The organism is Pseudomonas sp. R11-23-07 (assembly GCF_003852295.1).
GTDB lineage: Bacteria > Pseudomonadota > Gammaproteobacteria > Pseudomonadales > Pseudomonadaceae > Aquipseudomonas.
On sequence record NZ_CP027761.1, the window covers coordinates 4,474,082 to 4,495,083 of the forward strand.

Genomic DNA, 21,002 nt, shown 5'->3' on the forward strand with positions numbered 1-21,002 from the left:
CCACATTGAACCTCCCACAGTCAGTCAGATCCCTGCGCAATGTCACGCCTGTACTCCAGCAGCAACCGCCCGTACAATCCCAAGTCATTTCAAGTCCAAGCAACCGACAACGGCCTACCATGCGTACCAGTCAATATTTGCTCGCCACACAGAAAGAAACGCCTTCCGACGCGGTTGTGATCAGCCATCAGCTGATGCTGCGCGCCGGCATGATCCGCAAACTGGCCTCCGGCCTGTACACCTGGCTGCCCATGGGCTTGAAGGTGATGCGCAAGGTCGAAGCCATCGTTCGTGAAGAAATGAACGCTGCCGGCTCTCTGGAAGTGTTGATGCCGAGCACCCAACCGGCTGAACTGTGGCAGGAATCCGGACGCTGGGAAGAGTACGGCCCCGAGCTGCTGCGCTTCAAGGACCGACATGGCCGCGATTTCTGCGCCGGCCCGACCCATGAAGAAGTCATCACCGACCTGATGCGCAACGAGTTGAGCAGCTATAAACAGCTGCCTCTGAACCTGTATCAGATCCAGACCAAATTCCGTGATGAAATCCGCCCACGCTTCGGCTTGATGCGCGGCCGTGAATTCATCATGAAGGACGCCTATTCGTTCCATGCCGACCAGGCGTCCCTGCAGGCGACCTACGACCGCATGCACCAGGCCTACTGCAACATCTTCACGCGCCTGGGCCTGAAATTCCGCCCGGTTGAAGCGGACAACGGCTCCATCGGCGGCGCCGGCTCCCACGAATTCCACGTGTTGGCCGAATCCGGCGAAGACGACATCGCGTTCAGCAACGGTTCCGACTACGCGGCAAACATCGAGAAAGCCGAAGCCATCCCACGGGAAACCTCGCGCCCAGCGCCAGCCGAAGAACTGCGCCTGGTCGATACCCCGGACACCAAGACCATCGCGGCCCTGGTGGAAAAATTCGATCTGCCGATTGAAAAGACCATCAAGACCCTGATCGTGCGCGCCGAAGAAGAAGGCAAGCTGATCGCCCTGGTGATCCGTGGCGACCACGAGCTCAACGAAATCAAGGCGGCCCAGCAACCTGGCGTGGCCAGCCCGCTGGTCATGGCCACCGATGCCGAACTGCGCGACGCCATTGGCGCCGGCGCCGGCTCCCTCGGCCCGCTGAACCTGCCGCTGCCGATCATCATCGACCGCTCGGTCGAGCTGATGAGCGACTTCGGGATCGGTGCGAACATCGACGACAAGCACTACTTCGGCGTGAACTGGGAGCGTGACCTGCCGGTTCCGACCGTAGCCGACCTGCGCAACGTCGTGGCTGGCGACCCAAGCCCGGATGGCAAGGGTACCCTGGAGATCAAGCGCGGCATCGAAGTCGGGCACATCTTCCAGCTGGGCAACAAGTACAGCAAGGCGATGAAGTGCGAAGTGCTGGGCGAGAACGGCAAGCCGATCACCCTGGACATGGGCTGCTACGGCATTGGCGTGTCCCGCGTGGTCGCCGCTGCCATCGAGCAGAACAACGATGAGAAAGGCATCATCTGGAGCGACGCCCTGGCGCCGTTCCAGGTTGCGCTGGTGCCGTTGCGCTATGAAACCGAGCAAGTGCGCGAAGCCACCGACAAACTGTATGCCGAACTGACGGCCGCCGGTTTTGAAGTGCTGCTCGATGACCGGGACAAGAAAACCAGCCCGGGCATCAAGTTCGCCGACATGGAACTGATTGGCATCCCCCACCGGATCGTGGTCAGTGACCGCGGCCTGGCCGATGGCAATCTGGAATACAAGAGCCGGACCGAAGCCGAGGCCCAACCGTTGCCGGTGGCTGACGTGCTGTCTTTCCTTCAGGCGCGTATTCGTCGCTGAAAACCAGATCAAGAGAAGTCATGTTCAAGCGAAACACCAGAGCCCTGGGGGGCGCCGCCTTGTGCGGCGCCCTGCTGGTCAGCGGCTGCGCCAACCAGATGTCGCAACGCAGTGAGCACGAGGAGCGGGTCGAGCGTAAGTTGCTCGACCACAGCCTGCAGATCGATGTAGGTGAGCCCAAAGTGCTGGAGCTGCCGCAACGTCGGGTTCGAATTCACGAGCAAAAGACCTTTGAAGTCACCGAATTCGAAGTCACTCGGCGTTACGACCGCTACACGCCCTATCAGCCCTGGCGCAAACTCTACGAGATGCCCCTGGGTGCCGTGGCGCTGGTGGCTGGTGCGGGGGCCAATGTGGTGAACATCTTCGCCCTCGGCAACCTGCCCGCCAGCATGACCCGCGATTGGCTGAGCTACGGCGTGGACGGCATTAACCCGTTCATGAACGTGCAATCCCACGGCCGTGCCCAGCAGAACCTCGCGGGCATCGATGAAGTCCAGCGTGACAAGCGCCTGGAGTATTCGAGCCTGCCCTGGAGCGAACGCCCGGTACAGGTCACCGCCGGCAAACAGCCCCATGAACTGACCACCGACCGCGACGGCGTCCTGCGCCTGAACCTGTTGGACAGTCCGTTTGCCGAACAGGACCTGAACCGCATCACCACCTTGAAGATCAGCGTGGAAGACGGCCAGGACGACGTGCACACGGATTCGACCCTGGCGATCAGCAGCACCCTGCGCGGAAAATTGCTGGAAGCCCATGGCCTGATCTACGACGACTTGGAAGACGACGAAGTCAACCAGTGGGTACACCGGGTCAAGCGCCTCTCGGAGCTGGGCCTGGAAGAAGAAGCCAGCGAACTGGAGCAAAGCCTGATTGAACTGACGCGCAATGACCCGGAGTTGCAGCAGGAATTCTTGCAGGCGCTGGCCAAGGACGCCGGGCGGCTGGTCGCAGACCCTGGCGCACGCTGAAATCTGAAGCCTGCTGGAGATCAAATGTGGGAGGGGGCTTGCCCCCGATAGCGGTGTGTCAGTGTCAGATGTACTGACTGACACACTGCAATCGGGAGCAAGCCCCCTCCCACATTTGCTCCGGTGTCTACCAGGAAAACTCGAGCTGTTCGTTACCGCTGCTCAAATCCAGCAAGCGCACGCCAATCCCCAACAACCGCACCGGCTTCCCACCCCGGTTGAACGCCTGGGTCATCAGCTGTTGATAACTCTCCAGGTCCCGCCCTGCCCCGGCCTGCTCCAAAGTGGTCTGGGTAAAGTCATGAAACTTGACCTTCACGAACGGCTTGCCCGCCCGGTAGCTGCTGTCGATACGCGCCATGCGCCCGGCCAGGGTGTCCATGAGTTCGGGCAGCTTTGCCAGGCAGCTTGAAAGATCCGGCAAGTCCACATCGTAGGTATTTTCCACGCTGATCGATTGCCGCCGACTGTCGTTCTGCACCACGCGGTCATCGATCCCACGGGCGAGGCTCCAGAGGCGCTCACCAAAACTGCCGAATTCGCGCACCAGCGCCAGCTTGTTCCACTCCCGCAATTGCAGGCAATCTTCAATGCCCAGGCGCGCCAGCTTGTCGGCAGTGACCTTGCCGACCCCATGCAACTTACTCACCCGCAACTGGGAGACGAAATCTTCGACCTGATCCGGGGTAATCACAAACAGGCCGTTGGGTTTTTTCCAGTCGCTGGCGATCTTGGCCAGAAACTTGTTGGGCGCCACGCCCGCAGACACGGTGATGTGCAATTGATTGGAGACACGCCGCCGAATGTCCTGGGCGATGCGCGTGGCACTGCCGCCAAAGTGCGGGCTGTCGGACACGTCGAGATAGGCTTCATCCAGCGATAATGGCTCGATCAAATCGGTGTAGTCGCGAAAGATCGTCTGGATTTCCTTCGATGCTTCTTTATAGGCATCCATGCGCGGCTTGACGATCGTCAGGTCCGGGCACAACTTCAACGCGTGACGGGATGACATCGCCGAGCGCACCCCATACGCCCGCGCTTCGTAATTGCACGTAGCGATCACCCCCCGCCGGTCTGCCGAGCCGCCGACAGCTAGGGGTTTTTGCGCCAGGCTCGGGTCGTCGCGCATCTCGATGGCGGCGTAGAAGCAATCACAGTCGACGTGGATGATTTTGCGCTGCGTCATATAAACGGGGTGTGGACCAACGGACGGCCAGTATCGCATTCACCCCTGTATATAGCACCAGTAGTTTGAATCTTCTGTCTGAGCGGTACGAAATATCGCAGATGAATTTGTTTTCTCAATCGAATTCGGCCCTCCAATAGAGCTGAAAGCCTCGGCCCGACTGGCTCCGCGCCCCTACCACGTTCGCCTTGGAGAGCTAACCGATTGAACCACAAGCGCTTTTCTTCCATTTTCGGGTTGACACGCTCGCGTTCCTCTGTAGAATGCCGACACACAGACGCGGGATGGAGCAGTCTGGTAGCTCGTCGGGCTCATAACCCGAAGGTCGTCGGTTCAAATCCGGCTCCCGCAACCAAACATCAAAAAAGGCTACTCGAAAGAGTGGCCTTTTTTGTGCGCGCCTGTTTTACCTCCCTCCCCTGTAGGAGCGAGCTTGCTCGCGAAAAACTTCAACACACCGCTGGCTACCTGAAGCGCTGCGTTATCCTTGACGCCTTTCGCGAGCAAGCTCGCTCCTACAATGAAAGCGGCAAGGCCTTGATTTTGAATAAATCACCGTTAATTTGAGTCATCGAGTCATTAACGGTTGACACCTCGTCGCTGGACTGTAGAATGCCGCCCACAGACGCGGGATGGAGCAGTCTGGTAGCTCGTCGGGCTCATAACCCGAAGGTCGTCGGTTCAAATCCGGCTCCCGCAACCAAACATCAAAAAAGGCTACTCGAAAGAGTGGCCTTTTTTGTATTCGATGAAAAAGTTCTTCTGAAACAATGGCATGGCATCTTTCATGAAACCGTAGACGGTTTGCAGAGTCCATCCCATTGCACGCTATGCTCGATGCTCAAGCGCTACCTTCTACGACCAATGGCCGCAGTCGCCCCACTCGGTGATCCGCGTTAATATTTGTAATTATTTTGTCCATAGGGATTGGTAACTTGGCTGGATACCTCCATCCTGTCGCGCACAATCCACGAGGTGATTGATGCGCGCCAACTCGTCTGAACCACATGACACTGTCACAGCGGAACAACCGATCGCTCCCACCCGTTTGCGTTGGCTGGATCTGTTGAGCAAATACCGTCAGCCCATCGGCCTGGCCGTTACGTTGCTGCTGTTTGCAATTGCCCTGATCGCCTGCCGACACCTGCTGTTGGAACTCGACCTCTACGCGCTCCACGACTCGATCCTGGAGGTGCCTAAACCGGCCTTGCTCGGCGCGTTCGCGGCAGCGGTGGCCGGCTTCATCATTCTGTTGGGCTATGAATTTTCCGGCGCACGTTACGCCGGCGTGAAACTGCCGGCCAAGACCCTGGCTCTGGGCGGCTTCACTGCCTTTGCCATCGGCAACGCCATTGGCCTGTCGATGCTCTCGGGCGGCTCGGTGCGCTATCGTTTATATGCACGCCACGGCATTGGTGCGTCGGAAGTCGCCCACATGACCGTGTTCGCCAGCCTGGCGCTGGGCTGTGCGCTGCCGCCACTGGCCGCGTTGGCCACGCTGAGCAACCTGCCGGCGGCATCGACCTACCTGCATTTACCGCAGAGTCTGCTGGGCGGTGTCGCCGGTGCGGTGCTGCTGTTGTCGGCCATGCTGTGCATCGGCATCTATCGCCGTCGCCTGCCGGAACAACCCTACCCGGATAACCTGCTGGTCAAGGCCGGGCGCCGCACCCTGCGCCTGCCTGGCCGTCGCCTGACGTTCCTGCAACTGGTCATCACCGCGCTGGACGTTGCCGCCGCAGCCGCTGTCCTTTATATGCTGCTGCCCGAAGCACCGCCTTTCGGCCCGTTCCTGTTGGTGTACCTGCTGGCCCTGGCCGCCGGCGTGCTCAGCCATGTACCGGGAGGCGTGGGGGTTTTCGAGGCGATCCTGCTGGCGGCCTTCGCCGACACCCTCGGCGCTGCGCCACTGGCTGCTGCCCTGCTCTTATACCGGATGATCTACGTGGTGTTGCCGCTGTTGATCGCCTGTATCTTCCTGCTGATCAACGAGGCCCAGCGCCTGTTCCAGACTCAGCAGAGCCTGCGCGTCGCATCCGGCCTTGCGGCACCGGTGCTGGCCGTACTGGTTTTTTTGTCCGGCGTGGTCCTGCTGTTTTCCGGCGCCACGCCGGAGATCGATTCACGCCTGGAAAACATCGGCTTCCTGATTCCCCACCGCCTGATTGACGCGTCGCACTTCGGTGCCAGCCTGATCGGCGTGCTGTGCCTATTGCTGGCCCAAGGCCTGCGTCGACGTTTGTCAGCCGCCTGGATGCTGACCATGGTGCTGCTGCTGGTCGGCGCCCTGCTCTCACTGCTCAAGGGCTTCGACTGGGAAGAAGCCAGCCTGATGACCATGACCGCCGTGCTGCTGGCGATTTTCCGGCGCTCGTTCTACCGCGCCAGCCGCCTGACCGAACTGCCCTTCTCGCCGCTGTACCTGGTGGCGAGCGTCTGCGTATTGGGCGCGTCGATCTGGCTGTTGCTGTTTGCCTATCAAGATGTGCCTTACAGCCATCAACTCTGGTGGCAGTTCACCCTCGATGCCAACGCCCCGCGCGGCTTGCGTTCCTTGTTGGGTGCTGCCGTATTGCTGGTGATCGTGTCGCTGACCTGGCTGCTGCGTACCGCGCGCCCGGTGATCCACCTGCCGACCCCGGATGAGCTGGAACGCGCCAGCAAGATCCTGATGGCCTCTTCCCAACCCGACGGCGGCCTGGCGCTGACCGGCGACAAGGCGTTGCTGTTCCACCCCAACGATGAGGCGTTCCTGATGTACGCCCGTCGCGGGCGCAGCCTGGTGGCGTTGTATGATCCAATCGGCCCGACTCAACCGCGCGCCGAGATGATCTGGCAGTTCCGCGACCTGTGCGACATTCACCACGCACGGCCGGTGTTCTACCAAGTACGCGCCGAGAACCTGCCGTACTACATGGATATCGGCCTCACCGCGATCAAGCTGGGCGAAGAAGCCCGGGTCGACCTGAAACGCTTTGACCTGGAAGCCAAGGGCAAAGAGATGAAGGATTTGCGCTACACCTGGAACCGTGGCACCCGGGACGGCCTGTCCCTGGAGATCTGCGAACCGGGTACGGCGCCGATGGATGAATTAAAAGTTATCTCGGACGCCTGGCTTACCGGTAAGAATGTGCGTGAAAAAGGCTTCTCCCTGGGCCGCTTCAGCGACGACTACCTCAAGCACTTTCGGATCGCGATCATTCGCTTCGAAGGGCGCCCGGTGGCCTTCGCCAACCTGCTCGAGACGTACAACCATGACCTGGCCAGTCTCGACCTGATGCGCGCCCATCCGGACGCGCCGAAGCTGACCATGGAGTTCATGATGGTCGGCCTGATTCAACATTATAAGAACCACGGCTACGCCCGCTTCAGCCTCGGCATGGTGCCGTTGTCGGGCCTGCAACCACGGCGTGGCGCGCCACTGACCCAACGCTTGGGCTCGATGGTGTTCCGCCGTGGCGAGCAACTGTATAACTTCCAAGGTTTGCGCCGCTTCAAAGACAAGTTCCAGCCTGACTGGGAACCCCGTTACATGGCCGTGCCCGCAGGACTTGATCCGCTGGTGGCACTGGCCGATACCGCCGCCCTGATCGCGGGCGGCTTGACTGGATTGGTGAAACGCTGATGATTCGACGCTCCTGGCGGTATGTATTGGCCTTTGTTGTGCTGCTCGCGCTGATCCTGGGCGGCGGCTATTGGTACTGGAACCGCCCTGCCCCACAGCCGACCCTGGAGCAATTGCCCCAGGCCGACGGTTCGATGATGACCCGCGTGACCCCGGCCAGCGCCGCCAAAGCCCGCGTGGCGGTAGCCGTGATGGCCGACGAAACCCTCACCGACAGCCAATTGGTCGCCCTGAGCCAGGGCGGCTCGGCGCAGATCGTGCAAGTGGTGCTGCCTAAAGATGACTGCACTCTGCAGGAGCAAGCGCTGCAAAGCGCCCTGGCCCAGCTTAAAGGCCCGGCGACCCTGGTCAGCGGCATCGGCCCTGGCGCGGCGCTCGCCTGGCGCTGGCTGGCCACACAGACCGACGACAAGGCCAACGCCATCTCCGTCGGCTTCGCCCTGAAACAGGAAGGCTGCAACGACCCGCTGCCGAAAACCGCCGCCCATGGCAACTGGCTGGTGGCATGGAACGACAACCCTGACGATGAAAGCGCCAGTTTCGTACGCGACACACCGCGTGCCACTACCAGCATCAGCGACTACGACATTCATTACCCGCAAGTGCTGAACAACGAGTTGCGCAAGCAACTGGTAGGTTCGGACAACGGCGGCCTGGCGATTCCGGTGGTGGAAGTGCCGGCAGGCCAGGCCAAGGACACCGTGACCCTGTTCCTCTCCGGTGACGGCGGCTGGCGTGACCTGGACCGTGACGTGGCCGGCGAGATGGCGAAGATCGGCTACCCCGTGGTCGGCATCGACACCCTGCGCTACTACTGGCAGCACAAGACCCCGGAACAAAGCGCCAAGGACCTTACCGAGCTGATGCAGCACTACCGGCAGAAATGGGGCACCAAGCGCTTCGTGCTGACCGGTTATTCGTTTGGCGCCGACGTCCTGCCGGCCATCTATAACCGCATGCCGGCAAACGAACAGCAACGGGTCGACGCGATCATCCTGCTGGCCTTCGCCCGCACCGGCAGCTTTGAGATTGAAGTGGAAGGCTGGCTGGGCAACGCCGGCAAAGAAGCCGCTACCGGCCCGGAAATGGCCAAGCTGCCAGCGGACAAAGTGGTGTGCATCTACGGCGCCGAGGAAGTCGACGAGAGCGGCTGCACCGACAAGACCGCCGTGGGCGAAGCCATCAAGCTGCCCGGCGGGCATCACTTCGATGAGAACTATCCGGCGCTGGCCAAGCGGCTGGTGGATATCATCGTCAAGCATCAGGCCAAAGCCGAATAAGCAGTACACAAAACCAAATGTGGGAGGGGGCTTGCTCCCGATAGCTGACTGTCAGTCAATGATGCTGTGACTGATCCACCGCTATCGGGAGCAAGCCCCCTCCCACATTTGTATCCCGGTGTCAGTTGGATCTAACGCGGTTCGATATGCGCAATCATCAACTGCACCGTTTCATTCCCACGATACTCATTCACGTCCAGCTTGTAGGCCAACTCCACCCAACGCACCGTCGGGTTCGGCCAGACTTCACGGTCGACCCCAAACGCAATGCCATCGAGCTTCACCGAGCCACATTCGCTCTTGAGCACCACCTTCAAGTGCCGCTCGCCGACCACCCGCTGCTCCACCAACTGGAACACGCCGTGAAACAATGGCTCGGGAAAGTGCTGCCCCCACGGGCCGGCATGGCGCAGTGCGCGGGCCAGTTCCAGGTGAAACTCTTCCACCGCCAGGGTGCCGTCGGAGAGCAGCCGACCGGTGAGGTCTTCTTCGCGCAGTTGCCGACGCACTTCGGCATCGAAGGCTTGGGCAAATAACGGAAAATTCGCTTCGGGCAGGGTCAGGCCAGCCGCCATCGCATGACCACCGTACTTGGCAATCAGGCTGGGATGCTGGCTGGCAACCACCGCCAGCGCGTCACGGATATGAAAGCCCTGTACTGAACGCCCAGAGCCCTTGAGCAGGCCATCACCGGCATCGGCAAAGGCGATGGTGGGACGGAAATAGCGCTCTTTCATGCGCGACGCCAGGATCCCGATGACCCCTTGGTGCCACTCCGGGTCGAACAGGCACAAGCCGTACGGCATCGATTCGACCGGCAAATCCTTGAGCTGGGCCAGGGCTTCGCGCTGCATGCCTTGCTCGATGGATTTGCGGTCCTGGTTCATGCCGTCCAGTTGCGCGGCCATTTCCCGTGCGGCGGCAATGTCCGTGGTGAGCAGGCATTCGATGCCCAGGCTCATGTCGTCCAGGCGCCCGGCCGCATTCAGGCGCGGGCCCAGGATAAAGCCGAGGTCGGTGGAGGTGATACGGGCATGGTCGCGCTTGGCCACTTCAAGGATTGCCTTGATCCCCGGCCGCGCTCGACCGGCACGAATACGTTCCAGGCCCTGATGGACGAGGATGCGGTTGTTGGCGTCCAGCGGCACCACGTCGGCAACGCTGCCCAGGGCCACCAGGTCGAGCAACTCACCGATGTTCGGCTGTGGGCTGTTGTCGTACCAGCCCAGGCTGCGCAAGCGCGCGCGCAGGGCCATCAACACGTAGAAGATCACGCCGACACCGGCCAGCGCCTTGCTGGGGAAGGTACAGCCCGGCTGGTTCGGATTGACGATCGCGTCCGCCGCCGGCAGTTCATCGCCCGGCAAGTGGTGATCCGTCACCAGCACCTTCAACCCCGCCGCCTTCGCCGCCGCCACGCCCTCGACGCTCGAGATGCCGTTATCCACGGTGATCAGCAACTGCGGCTCGCGCTGCAGCGCCACCGCCACGATCTCCGGCGTCAGGCCGTAGCCATATTCGAAGCGGTTGGGCACCAGGTAATCGACGTGGGCCGCACCGAGCAAACGCAGGCCCAGTGTGCCGACGGTACTGGCGGTGGCGCCGTCGGCGTCGAAGTCACCGACGATCAGGATGCGCTGGCGCTGCTCCAGCGCCGTCACCAGCAGGTCGACGGCGGCATCAATGCCCTTGAGCTGCTGATAGGGAATCAACCGCGCCAGGCTCTTGTCCAGCTCGGCTTCCGATTGCACCCCGCGCGCGGCGTAGAGACGGGTCAGCAAAGGTGGCAATTCACCGAGGAAAGGCAGGACGGCGGGCAAGGGACGGGGTTCGATACGCATACGGTGGGGATAACTTCTCTACTGATACAAGGGTTAAAACGACAATTCAAACGCTATAAAGATTAAATGTGGGAGGGGGCTTGCTCCCGATAGCTGAGTGCCAGTCAATGATGTTGTGACTGATCCGCCGCTATCGGGAGCAAGCCCCCTCCCACATGTTCAATCACGTCCGCCAACCAGCCATTCCAGCTGCACTTCATGCTGGCCACGGTCATCGGTGACGAAGATCGTGCCTTCGCTGATCATCACATCCCACTTGATCACGCGCGGCATGTCCTTGGCCAGAACCTCAAGGATTTCCTGGGGCACGGCAGCGATGTGCACGTTTTTCAGATTTTTCGCCACCGGCACGACCTTGCCTTCCCACACGCGCAGGCTGCCATACGCCAGCAGGCTGGTACGTTCGGTACGGCGCGAGCACCAGGTCAGGCGGTCGGCATCCGGCTGGCCGACTTCGATCCAGTGCAACACCCGGTCATCCAGGCTCTTTTCCCACAGGGCCGGCTCGTCGACGTCCGACAAGCCACGGCCGAACGCCAATTGCTCGTTGTACCAGAGGGCGTAGGCCAGCAGGCGCACGGTCATGCGTTCTTCGGTTTCCGAAGGGTGGCGGGCGATGGTCTGCTTGACGCTCTCGTACACCGAACGGTCAAGGTCGGTGAGGTTGAGTTCGAATTTGTAGGTCGTGGACGGCTGGGCCATGAACGGGCTTCTAGGACAAGGAAAGGCGACCAGTCTAACCGATGGCGAGGTCATTCAACGAATACTGCGCGCCAGCCATGACCCGTTTGCGTTCGCAGGGCGCGCTGTGCCAAATCCCAGGCAAAAAGAAACCCCGAGGAGTGGGGAGACAACTCGGGGTTAAACGTGATCTACAAAGACCAGTACAACAAGCCACAAACACCGGAGCACAATGTTTGCTCTTGCTGTTACAAACTCTGACCGGCCGTGTTGTAGGAAGTTTCGAAGGATAAATAATTCTTCATGCGCAGACCGGGTTTCGTGTCATGGCGGCATTTCGCAAGGCTGCGATGACCGAGGGCTCGAGTCGACCTTCAGCGATTTTCAAATCGCGCAGCAGACAATCCACCACATCCACCAGCGCGCGCTTGTCGGTCAGCTGAGCGCGGTTGACTTCGCGCTCGACCATGATGGGGCCGCCGGGGTTCTTCACGGTCACCAGGCATTCGCCCTGCACACCAGAGGTGGTCAGCGTAACCAGATAAGGGCTCAGTGCTTCTTCGAGCAATAGGCTGATACTTTCCATCTCGATCACCACTCAATAGTTCGGGAACAATCGTTTCAACGGGTGCTGCATCTCTCCTAAGTGACTGGTCGTAACGTAGGAAAGTTCGCTTTTTCGTCTTTCAAGGATTGTGCGGGGATGACGTATCCAGCATGCGCTTGCAACATGACAGGTAAAAAACGGCAGCACATAACTGCTTACGCAATGGGTTGCGGTTTTGGGGTAAGCCGAGCGCGCAGGCGAGGAGTGAATCCTATACTCGGGTGAGCGCTGTTCACCCTGCCGTGCGGGCAGAGTGCATGTCATGAGACCCTTATCACGAAGGATGAAGAGGATGCTGGAACACAATGAACAACAAGCGTCGATCGAGAAAATTCACGCGGACATATCACGCATCTATGCCGAACAACGCAAGTTCAATGCTGAAGTCCACAAGATAACCCGTGAGATCTTCTGGTACCCCGTGGGCATCGCAATAGGCTTCTTTACGGCTGTTGGCACGGTAATGGCGCTGGCCCATAAGCTACTCACGTAGATGATATTACTGGCGGGCCTGCCAGAAACAAAAAAACGCCGCTGACCCTGGGAAGGGAAAGCGGCGTTTTTGTCTATGCGGTGCGCCTTACAGCGGCTTACCCCGATTGCCATGCTGGCTGACAAACGCCTGCACCGCCTTCAGGTCGTTGGCCAACACCGTGTAACGCTCTTCCCGTTCGAACAGATCAGTCAGGTGCTTGGGCAGCTCCAAGGCCTTGCCGACACCGGCCTGCTCCACCGCTTCCGGGAATTTGACCGGGTGCGCGGTGCCCAGGATCACCATCGGGATATCCAGGCTGCGACGGCACTCGCGGGCGGCCTTCACACCGATGGCGGTGTGCGGGTCGAGCAGCTCGCCGGTCTGGGCGTAGACTTCAGCGATGGTTTCGCACGTCTGCGCGTCGTCCACTGCCAAGGAGTCGAACAGCTTGCGGGTTTCGGTCCAGCGCTCTTGCTCGACGCTGAAACCGCCACCTTGCTTGAAGCTGTTCATCAGCTCGGCCAGCGCCGCGCCATTGCGACCGTGCATGTCGAACAGCAGGCGTTCGAAGTTCGACGAGACCATGATGTCCATCGACGGCGACAGGGTGGCGTGCAGGGTTTCCTTGACGTACTGGTTGCCGCTCATGAAGCGGTGCAGGATGTCGTTGCGGTTGGTCGCGACGATCAACTGATTGATCGGCAGGCCCATGTTGCGTGCCAGGTAGCCGGCGAAGATATCGCCGAAGTTGCCGGTCGGCACCGAGAACGACACCGAACGCGCCGGCCCGCCCAGCTGCAGGGAAGCGTGGAAGTAGTAGACGATCTGGGCCATGATCCGCGCCCAGTTGATCGAATTCACCGCCACCAGGCGGGTGCCTTTGAGGAAGCTCTGGTCGGCGAAGCTGTTCTTGACCATTTCCTGGCAGTCATCGAAGTTGCCGTCGATGGCGATGTTGTGGATGTTTTCACCAAACAGGGTGGTCATCTGGCGACGCTGCACTTCCGACACACGCTTGTGTGGGTGCAGGATGAATATGTCGACGTTTTCGCAGTGCTTGCACCCTTCGATGGCCGCCGAGCCGGTGTCGCCGGAGGTGGCGCCGATGATCACCACGCGCTCGCCGCGTTTCTCCAGCACGTAGTCCAGCAGGCGACCGAGCAATTGCAGGGCAAAGTCCTTGAACGCCAGGGTGGGACCGTGGAACAGCTCAAGCACCCATTCGTTGCCGCTCAGCTGGCGCAGGGGCGCGATGGCGCTGTGGGAAAATACGCCGTAGGTTTCTTCCAGGATCTTCTTGAAGTCCGCATCCGGAATGCTGCCGGTGACGAACGGGCGCATCACCCGGAACGCCAGTTCGTGGTACGGCAGGCCGGCCCAGGAAGCGATTTCTTCCTGGGTGAAGCGCGGCAGGTTTTCCGGCACGTACAGGCCGCCGTCGGTGGCAAGGCCTGCCAGCAGAACGTCTTCGAAATTCAGGGCCGGTGCCTGGCCGCGGGTGCTGATGTAACGCATAGGAGGCAAACCTTCGGTTTGGGCTTCAAGCTTCAAGCTGCAAGCTGCAAGTCAAGAGCGAATAGGCTCTTACTTGCAGCTTGCAGCTAATAGCTTGCAGCTGAATTAATTCAAATGTTCGACGCGGATACGGACGACCGGCCCAACCACGCCTTGGAGAGCTTCGAGGGCTCGGATGGCATCGTTGATATGCTGCTCGAGCACGCGGTGGGTCAGCAGGATCATCGGCACCTGGCCGTTCTGCTCCTCGACTTCCTTCTGCATGATCGATTCGATGTTGATGCCGCGCTCCGACAGGATGCTGGCCACCTGGGCCAACACGCCCGGATGATCCTGGGCCTGGATGCGCAGGTAGTAGGCACTTTCGCAGGCTTCGATCGGCAGGATCGGGTGGGCCGACAGCGAGTCCGGCTGGAAGGCCAGGTGCGGCACGCGGTTTTCCGGGTCGCTGGTCATGGCGCGAACCACGTCCACCAGGTCGGCGATCACCGATGAAGCGGTCGGCTCCATGCCGGCGCCGGCGCCGTAGAACAGCGTGGAACCGGCGGCGTCACCGTTGACCATCACCGCGTTCATCACGCCATTGACGTTGGCGATCAGGCGGTCGGCCGGGATCAGTGTCGGGTGCACACGCAATTCGATACCGGCCGGGGTGCTGCGCGCCACACCGAGGTGCTTGATGCGATAGCCCAGGGCTTCGGCGTAGTTCACGTCGGCGGTGGTCAGCTTGGTGATGCCTTCGGTGTAGGCCTTGTCGAACTGCAGCGGGATACCAAAGGCGATGGACGCCAGGATGGTCAGCTTGTGGGCCGCATCGATGCCTTCCACGTCAAAGGTCGGGTCGGCTTCGGCGTAACCCAGGGCCTGGGCTTCGGCCAACACGTCTTCGAAGGTACGGCCCTTCTCGCGCATTTCGGTGAGGATGAAGTTACCGGTGCCGTTGATGATGCCGGCCACCCAGTTGATGCGGTTGGCAGACAGGCCTTCACGGATCGCCTTGATCACCGGGATGCCACCGGCCACCGCCGCTTCGAAGGCCACGATCACGCCCTTCTCACGCGCCCTGGCGAAGATCTCGTTGCCGTGCACGGCGATCAGCGCCTTGTTGGCGGTGACCACGTGCTTGCCGTTGTCGATGGCCATTAGCACCAGCTCGCGGGCCACGGTGTAGCCGCCCACCAGCTCGATGACGATATCGATTTCAGGGTTGGTGGCCACGGCGAACACATCGTGGGTAATCGCAATACCGGTCGTTTCGAACTGAGGCTTTGGCGAACGCGTGGCAATCTGCGCCACTTCAATCTCGCGCCCTGCACGGCGGGAAATTTCTTCAGCGTTACGCTGAAGTACGTTGAAGGTGCCGCCACCGACGGTCCCTAACCCACAGATGCCTACTTTGACCGGTTTCACTGAAGAACTCCCCATGAAACGGCCGACTCAAGGTCGGCCGTGGAACACAGCCGCACAACTGCGGCTCTCAATTAATGGCCCGCCGACGGTTCGGCGGGCCATGCTCGTCAAAGGCTCGACGATAAATGCTTACTTGGCACCCAGTGCCAGTTTGGCAACTTGTGGTGCCGGCTGGTAGCCCGGAATTACCTGGCCGTCGGCCAAAACGATGGCCGGTGTGCCGTTCACGCCGATCGACTGGCCCAGGGCGAACTGCTTGGAAACCGGGTTGGCGCATTTGGCCGCCTTGATTTCCTTGCCGTCGACCATCTTGTCCATAGCCGCCTTCTTGTCGGCCGAGCACCAGACCGCTTGCAACTGCTCATCACCCGGCGAGCCCAGGCCCTGGCGCGGGAACGCGACGTAGCGCACTTCCACCCCCAGCTTGTTCAGCGCAGGCACTTCGGCGTGCAGCTTGTGGCAGTACGGGCAGGTGGTGTCGGTGAACACCGTGATGTGGGTCTTGGTTTCACCGATGGCCGGGTACACCACGGTTTCAGCCACGGGAATACCGTTGATCAGCTTCGACACGCCAAGGCGCTCGGCTTTCTCGGTCAGGTTGACCGGCTTGCCGTCCTTGAGCTGGAACAGGTAGCCCTGAACGATGTACTGGCCGTCAGCACTGGCGTACAGCACGCGGCTGCCCTTGAGCTTGACTTCATACAGGCCGGCCATCGGGCTGGCGCTGATGCTTTCGATGGGAGTGTCGAGCTGCAGGTTGACCAGACTCTTGCGAATGGCCTGCTCGGCTGCGTCATCAGCGACGGCAAAGGTGGAAACCAACGCAATGGCTGCGGCGGCAATAATCTGGGTCAAGCGCATGGGAACTCCTGAAGGCAGATGCAGGGACGGTGCAGGTACGCCGATTGGAAAATGGGGGTGTGACCGTCGCCTTGGCGAACCGACAAAGCCTACCACAGTTGGGCCGCAGGGCAGCCCGTGGCAGGGTAAATTGGGATTTTTCAGCCGCGCGGATGGTGCTTGGCGTGCATATCCTGCAAGCGCGCCCGCGCGACATGGGTGTAAATCTGCGTGGTGGACAGGTCACTGTGCCCGAGCAGCATCTGCACGACACGCAAATCCGCGCCATGGTTGAGCAAGTGCGTGGCGAATGCATGGCGCAGAGTGTGCGGCGACAGCGTCTTGCCGATCCCGGCTACCTTGGCCTGATGCTTGATGCGGTGCCAGAAGGTCTGGCGGGTCATCTGCTCGCCGCGCAGGCTGGGAAACAGCACATCACTGGGGCGGCCGCCGAGCAATTCGTTGCGCGCATCGCGCATGTAACGCTCGACCCACACAATCGCTTCCTCACCCATCGGCACCAGGCGCTCCTTGCTGCCCTTGCCCATCACCCGCAACACACCCTGGCGCAAGTTGACCTGCTCCAGGGTCAGGCTGATCAACTCGGTCACCCGCAGCCCGCAGGCGTAGAGCACTTCGAGCATGGCGCGATCGCGCTGGCCGATGGCTTCACTGAGATCCGGCGCGGCCAACAGAGCCTCCACATCAGTTTCCGACAACGATTTAGGAAGAGGCCTACCTAATTGCGGCATATCGACTTGTAGAGTTGGATCGATCGCGATGAGTTTTTCACGCAACAGATAGCGATAAAAGCCGCGCACACCGGAGAGAAATCTCGCGGTGGATCGCGGCTTGTAATGTTGCTCGAGGCGCCAGGCCAAGTGATCGAGGATCAGCTCTCGCCCGGCATTGATCAACTCCAGGTTTTTCTCCTGCAACCAACCATTGAACAGGGCCAGGTCGCTGCGGTAAGCCTGGCGAGTGTTGTCCGACAGGCCTTTTTCCAACCAAAGGGCGTCAAGGAAGCGGTCGATCAGCGGGTGGTCAATGGCAGGCATGGTTACTCAGGCGACGCGGCAAGGGGCTTGGCGCCATTTTATTTAGTGAACTGTGGCAAGGGCCACCAGTCTTTCATAGCCCGCTACTTCTAGGAACAGGAAGCTTTAATGAACGAACAACAGATCTTGTTGGCTTTCGGCGGTATCGGTGTGGCCGCGCTCGGCTGCCAATGGCTGGCCTGGCGCCTGAAGTTGCCGGCGATTCTGTTTCTGTTATTGAGCGGAATTCTGGCGGGGCCGGTACTCGGCTGGCTCGACCCGCAGGAAATGTTCGGCCCATTGCTGATGCCATTAGTGTCGCTGGCCGTCGCATTGATCCTGTTTGAGGGCAGCCTGACGCTGCATCTGTCGGAATGGAAGGAAATCGGCAGCGTGGTGCACCGACTGGTGACCCTCGGCGCGCTGACGACCTGGGCGGTGATCACCCTGGCAACCCACTGGCTGTTGGGTTTCGACTGGCTGCTGGCGCTGCTGTTCGGCACCCTGACGCTGGTCACAGGCCCGACCGTCATCGTACCGATGCTGCGCGTGGTACGCCCCAAGGCGTCCATTGCCAACATCCTGCGCTGGGAAGGCATTGTCATCGACCCCATCGGTGCGCTACTGGCCGTGGTGGTCTACAGCTTTATCATCGCCAGTGCCTCGGGCGATGGCCTGAGTCACAGCCTGCTGACCTTTGGCGGCGTCATCCTCTGCGGCAGCCTGTTCGGGATTGTCGGGGGCTGGGTGCTGGGCCTGGTCATGCGCCGCCAGTGGTTGCCGGAATACCTGCATAACCTGGCCACCCTGGCGGCGGTGCTGGGGGTGTTCATCGCCTCCAATCAGGTCATGCATGAGTCCGGCCTGCTGGCGGTGACCCTGATGGGCATGTGGATGGCCAACATGAAGGGGGTGGACGTGCGTCACATCCTGCACTTCAAGGAGAACCTCAGCGTACTGTTGATTTCCGGCTTGTTTATTCTGTTGGCGGCGCGCCTGGACCTGAACGCATTGATCGCCCTGGGGCCGTTCGTACTGATTCTGCTGCTGATCATTCAGTTCATTGCGCGCCCGCTGAACGTTGCAGTGTCGACCGTCGGCTCGAAACTGAACTGGCGCGAGCGCGCACTGCTGGCCTGGATCGCCCCGCGCGGGATTGTGGCCGCGGCGGTGTCGGCCATTTTTGCGATTCGCCTGGATGAGGCCGGCCACGAAGGTGCGTTGTTGCTGGTGCCGCTGACATTTGCGGTGATTATCGGCACGGTAGTGCTGCAAAGCGCGACTGCGCGTCCTCTGGCCCGCTTGCTGAAAGTAGCCGAGCCCGCGCCAAGCGGCTTTCTGATCGTCGGTGCGAACGGCCCGGCACGCATCCTCGGCAAAGCCCTGCAACAGCTTGGCAGCCGAGTGCTGCTGACCGATTCGAGCTGGGAAAACATTCGCGCCAGCCGCATGGAAGGGCTGCCGACCTACTTCGGCAACCCGGCATCACAGCATGCCGAGTCGCACCTGGACCTGGTCGGTCTCGGGCATTTGCTCGCGCTTTCCCCTTCCGGCGAGTTGAATACGTTGGCAACCATGCGCTTTCGTCATGACTTCGGGCATCGCCTGTTCGCCTTGGCCAACAGCCAGGAAAGCCGCCGCACCGACAAGCACCGGGCCAGCGGCGAGCATCGCGGGCACTTGCTGGGCAGCCAGCCGCTGAGCTACACCAAGCTCGCCAGCCTGTTGGGGCAAGGCGCCGAACTGTATACCACCCACCTGACCGATGGGTTTGGCTGGAGCGATTATCAGGCACTGCACGGGGAACGGGCGACACTGCTGTTTGCCCGCGATAGCAGCGGCTGGGTGCATGTGGTCACGCCAGAGAGCGATATGAAACCGCTGGCGGGATGGACATTACTGGCAGTCATTCAGCCTGGTCAGGCCTAGCAGGGCGCACTGCACAAATCGCAGGCACAAAAAAGCAGCCCGTAGGCTGCTTCTTTCTGCATCGGGAAGCTGGACTTAAGCCAGTTTTTCCTTGATGCGAGCTGCTTTACCGGACAGGTCACGCAGGTAGTACAGCTTGGCTTTGCGTACGTCACCGCGACGTTTCACAGCCATGCTGTCGATCTGCGGGCTGTAGGTCTGGAAAGTACGCTCTACGCCAACACCGTTGGAGATTTTACGAACAGTGAAAGCACTGTTCACACCACGGTTACGCTTGGCGATTACCACGCCTTCGAACGCTTGCAGACGCGAACGGTCGCCTTCCTTCACTTTCACCTGAACGACAATGGTGTCGCCCGGGGCAAAGGTAGGGATCTCTTTGGTCATCTGCTCTGCTTCGAGTGCAAGGATGATTTTGTTAGTCATGCTGTGCTCCTAAGGTAAGTCAATGGACCTACCATCGATACGTTGTTAACTATCGTCCCGCGCGAGGATGTATTCCTCGAGCAGCTTCTTCTCTTCTCCAGAAAGCGAGCGGCTTTCCAGAAGATCGGCGCGTCGTTCATAGGTCCGACCAAGGGACTGCTGTAAACGCCAACGCCGGATGTGTGCGTGATTGCCACTTAGCAATACGTCGGGAACACGCTGATCCGCATACACCTCCGGACGGGTGTAGTGCGGGCAATCCAGCAAACCATCCGTGAAGGAATCTTCCTCCGCAGAGTCCGCATGCCCTAAAGCTCCAGGCAGCAGTCGTGTAACCGCATCTATCAGGACCATCGCCGGCAGCTCACCGCCAGACAGGACATAGTCCCCAATCGACCACTCTTCATCGACATGAGCTTCAATAAACCGCTCGTCAATGCCTTCATAGCGGCCGGCAATCAGGATCAGTGCTTCCTCATTTGCCAGTTCGCGTACCGCAGCCTGTTTCAGCTGACGGCCTTGAGGGGACAGGTAAATTACCTTCGCCTTCTCCCCGGCGGCGGCCTTGGCCTCAACCAACGCGTCTTCCAGGGGCTTGATCTTCATCACCATGCCCGGACCACCGCCAAATGGGCGATCGTCCACAGTGTGATGCCGATCCGTCGTGTAGTCTCGCGGGTTCCAACAGGTAAGCTGCAACAGCCCCTGCTTCACCGCCCGACTGGTGATGCCGTACTCGCTGATGGCGGAAAACATCTCGGGAAACAAACTGATCACTTCAATGCGCAAAGTAGCCACGCTTAGAAGTCCGCGTCCCATTCCACCTTCATCTCGCCCGCTGCCAGGTCGACGGCCAACACGCACTGCCCGGTATAGGGCAACAGGCGTTCGCGATCATCCAGGCTGCCAGCGCAAGGCTTGACCACCATTACATCATTGGCGCCGGTTTCCAGAAGATGATCGATTTTCCCCAGCAATTGCCCGAGTTGATCAATAACCTTCAGACCTTCCAGCTGGTACCAGTAGTACTCGCCGTCGGTCAATTCAGGGAACAGGTTGCGCGGCACGCAGATCTCATAACCGGCCAGAAGACGTGCTTCTTCACGATCATCAAGACCCTTGAGCTTTGCGACCAGGAACTTGTCGTTCCCGCGTCCACTGACCAGCTCGACCTGTTTCACACTACCTTCGCGCTTGAGCGTCCAGGTTTTGTACTGCAACAGGTTTTCAGTCGGATCAGTAAAGGAATACACCTTCACTTCGCCGCGAACGCCATGAACAGAGTAAATCTTGCCGATAACGATCAAATCATCAGCAACAGCTGGCGTCGCGTTCATATTG

Annotated in this window: 17 protein-coding genes and 2 tRNA genes; 8 read left to right on the forward strand and 11 right to left on the reverse strand. The window is 60.3% G+C overall.

The features are described from left to right. Positions 1–119 precede the first annotated feature (119 nt). Both C4J84_RS20515 and C4J84_RS20520 read left to right on the forward strand, forming a co-directional pair. Complete coding sequence (locus C4J84_RS20515) at positions 120–1,835, forward strand: proline--tRNA ligase (RefSeq protein WP_124436016.1); 1,716 nt, start codon at positions 120–122, stop codon at positions 1,833–1,835. A gap of 20 nt (positions 1,836–1,855) precedes the next feature. Continuing rightward, positions 1,856–2,809: a hypothetical protein gene (locus tag C4J84_RS20520; protein ID WP_124436017.1), complete on the forward strand. Its 954-nt coding sequence runs from the start codon at positions 1,856–1,858 to the stop codon at positions 2,807–2,809. Positions 2,810–2,936: 127 nt separating this feature from the next. Here C4J84_RS20520 and dinB read toward each other — a convergent pair whose 3' ends face one another. Then, complete coding sequence (gene dinB / locus C4J84_RS20525) at positions 2,937–3,995, reverse strand: DNA polymerase IV (RefSeq protein ID WP_124371739.1); 1,059 nt, start codon at positions 3,993–3,995, stop codon at positions 2,937–2,939. A gap of 278 nt (positions 3,996–4,273) precedes the next feature. On the opposite strand from dinB, the gene C4J84_RS20530 reads away from it, so the two are divergent. The 4 genes from C4J84_RS20530 (at position 4,274) to C4J84_RS20545 (ending at position 8,900) form a co-directional block, all read left to right on the forward strand. After that, positions 4,274–4,350: transfer RNA gene (locus tag C4J84_RS20530), tRNA-Met, on the forward strand. A gap of 271 nt (positions 4,351–4,621) precedes the next feature. Then, positions 4,622–4,698: transfer RNA gene (locus C4J84_RS20535), tRNA-Met, on the forward strand. A gap of 279 nt (positions 4,699–4,977) precedes the next feature. Continuing rightward, a complete protein-coding gene (mprF, locus tag C4J84_RS20540; protein WP_124371741.1) occupies positions 4,978–7,620 on the forward strand; it encodes a bifunctional lysylphosphatidylglycerol flippase/synthetase MprF in 2,643 nt (880 codons plus the stop codon). Further along, a complete protein-coding gene (locus C4J84_RS20545) occupies positions 7,620–8,900 on the forward strand; it encodes a virulence factor family protein (RefSeq protein ID WP_124436018.1) in 1,281 nt (426 codons plus the stop codon). Before mprF ends, C4J84_RS20545 begins: the two co-directional genes overlap by 1 nt. A 131-nt stretch (positions 8,901–9,031) precedes the next feature. On the opposite strand, the gene recJ is transcribed toward C4J84_RS20545, so the two are convergent. The 3 genes from recJ to C4J84_RS20560 all read right to left on the reverse strand — a co-directional run bounded on the left by recJ (position 9,032) and on the right by C4J84_RS20560 (position 12,008). Next, positions 9,032–10,741: a single-stranded-DNA-specific exonuclease RecJ gene (gene recJ, locus C4J84_RS20550; protein WP_124368226.1), complete on the reverse strand. Its 1,710-nt coding sequence runs from the start codon at positions 10,739–10,741 to the stop codon at positions 9,032–9,034. A gap of 159 nt (positions 10,742–10,900) precedes the next feature. Then, positions 10,901–11,443, reverse strand: coding sequence for a YaeQ family protein (locus tag C4J84_RS20555; protein ID WP_124368227.1), 543 nt, complete (start codon positions 11,441–11,443; stop codon positions 10,901–10,903). Positions 11,444–11,723: 280 nt separating this feature from the next. After that, positions 11,724–12,008, reverse strand: a complete 285-nt coding sequence (locus tag C4J84_RS20560; RefSeq protein ID WP_124436019.1) for a DUF3509 domain-containing protein — start codon at positions 12,006–12,008, stop codon at positions 11,724–11,726. Positions 12,009–12,321: 313 nt separating this feature from the next. Between C4J84_RS20560 and C4J84_RS20565 the strand changes: the two genes are divergently transcribed. Next, a complete protein-coding gene (locus C4J84_RS20565; RefSeq protein ID WP_057723913.1) occupies positions 12,322–12,522 on the forward strand; it encodes a hypothetical protein in 201 nt (66 codons plus the stop codon). A gap of 87 nt (positions 12,523–12,609) precedes the next feature. Here the strand turns inward: C4J84_RS20565 and thrC are convergent, their stop codons facing one another. From thrC to xerD, 4 genes are all read right to left on the reverse strand, one after another. Further along, positions 12,610–14,019: a threonine synthase gene (thrC, locus tag C4J84_RS20570; RefSeq protein WP_124436020.1), complete on the reverse strand. Its 1,410-nt coding sequence runs from the start codon at positions 14,017–14,019 to the stop codon at positions 12,610–12,612. Between the two features lie 105 nt (positions 14,020–14,124). Next, positions 14,125–15,429, reverse strand: coding sequence for a homoserine dehydrogenase (locus C4J84_RS20575; protein ID WP_124364255.1), 1,305 nt, complete (start codon positions 15,427–15,429; stop codon positions 14,125–14,127). Between the two features lie 129 nt (positions 15,430–15,558). Beyond that, positions 15,559–16,290 carry a thioredoxin fold domain-containing protein gene (locus C4J84_RS20580; protein WP_057723916.1) on the reverse strand — a complete coding sequence of 244 codons (732 nt, stop codon included), beginning with the start codon at positions 16,288–16,290 and terminating at the stop codon, positions 15,559–15,561. Between the two features lie 140 nt (positions 16,291–16,430). Further along, on the reverse strand, positions 16,431–17,327 hold the full coding sequence (gene xerD / locus C4J84_RS20585; RefSeq protein ID WP_124368231.1) for a site-specific tyrosine recombinase XerD: 897 nt from the start codon (positions 17,325–17,327) through the stop codon (positions 16,431–16,433). A gap of 108 nt (positions 17,328–17,435) precedes the next feature. Between xerD and C4J84_RS20590 the strand changes: the two genes are divergently transcribed. Next, a complete protein-coding gene (locus C4J84_RS20590; protein WP_124371744.1) occupies positions 17,436–19,235 on the forward strand; it encodes a sodium:proton antiporter in 1,800 nt (599 codons plus the stop codon). Between the two features lie 75 nt (positions 19,236–19,310). On the opposite strand, the gene rplS is transcribed toward C4J84_RS20590, so the two are convergent. The 3 genes from rplS to rimM are packed head-to-tail and all read right to left on the reverse strand — an operon-like array spanning position 19,311 to position 20,998. Further along, positions 19,311–19,661, reverse strand: a complete 351-nt coding sequence (rplS, locus tag C4J84_RS20595) for a 50S ribosomal protein L19 (protein WP_003175895.1) — start codon at positions 19,659–19,661, stop codon at positions 19,311–19,313. A 45-nt stretch (positions 19,662–19,706) separates the two neighbouring features. After that, a complete protein-coding gene (gene trmD, locus C4J84_RS20600) occupies positions 19,707–20,480 on the reverse strand; it encodes a tRNA (guanosine(37)-N1)-methyltransferase TrmD (protein WP_177412756.1) in 774 nt (257 codons plus the stop codon). Further along, a complete protein-coding gene (rimM, locus tag C4J84_RS20605; protein ID WP_124364258.1) occupies positions 20,462–20,998 on the reverse strand; it encodes a ribosome maturation factor RimM in 537 nt (178 codons plus the stop codon). The genes trmD and rimM overlap by 19 nt, the downstream gene beginning before the upstream one ends. Positions 20,999–21,002: the final 4 nt, after the last annotated feature.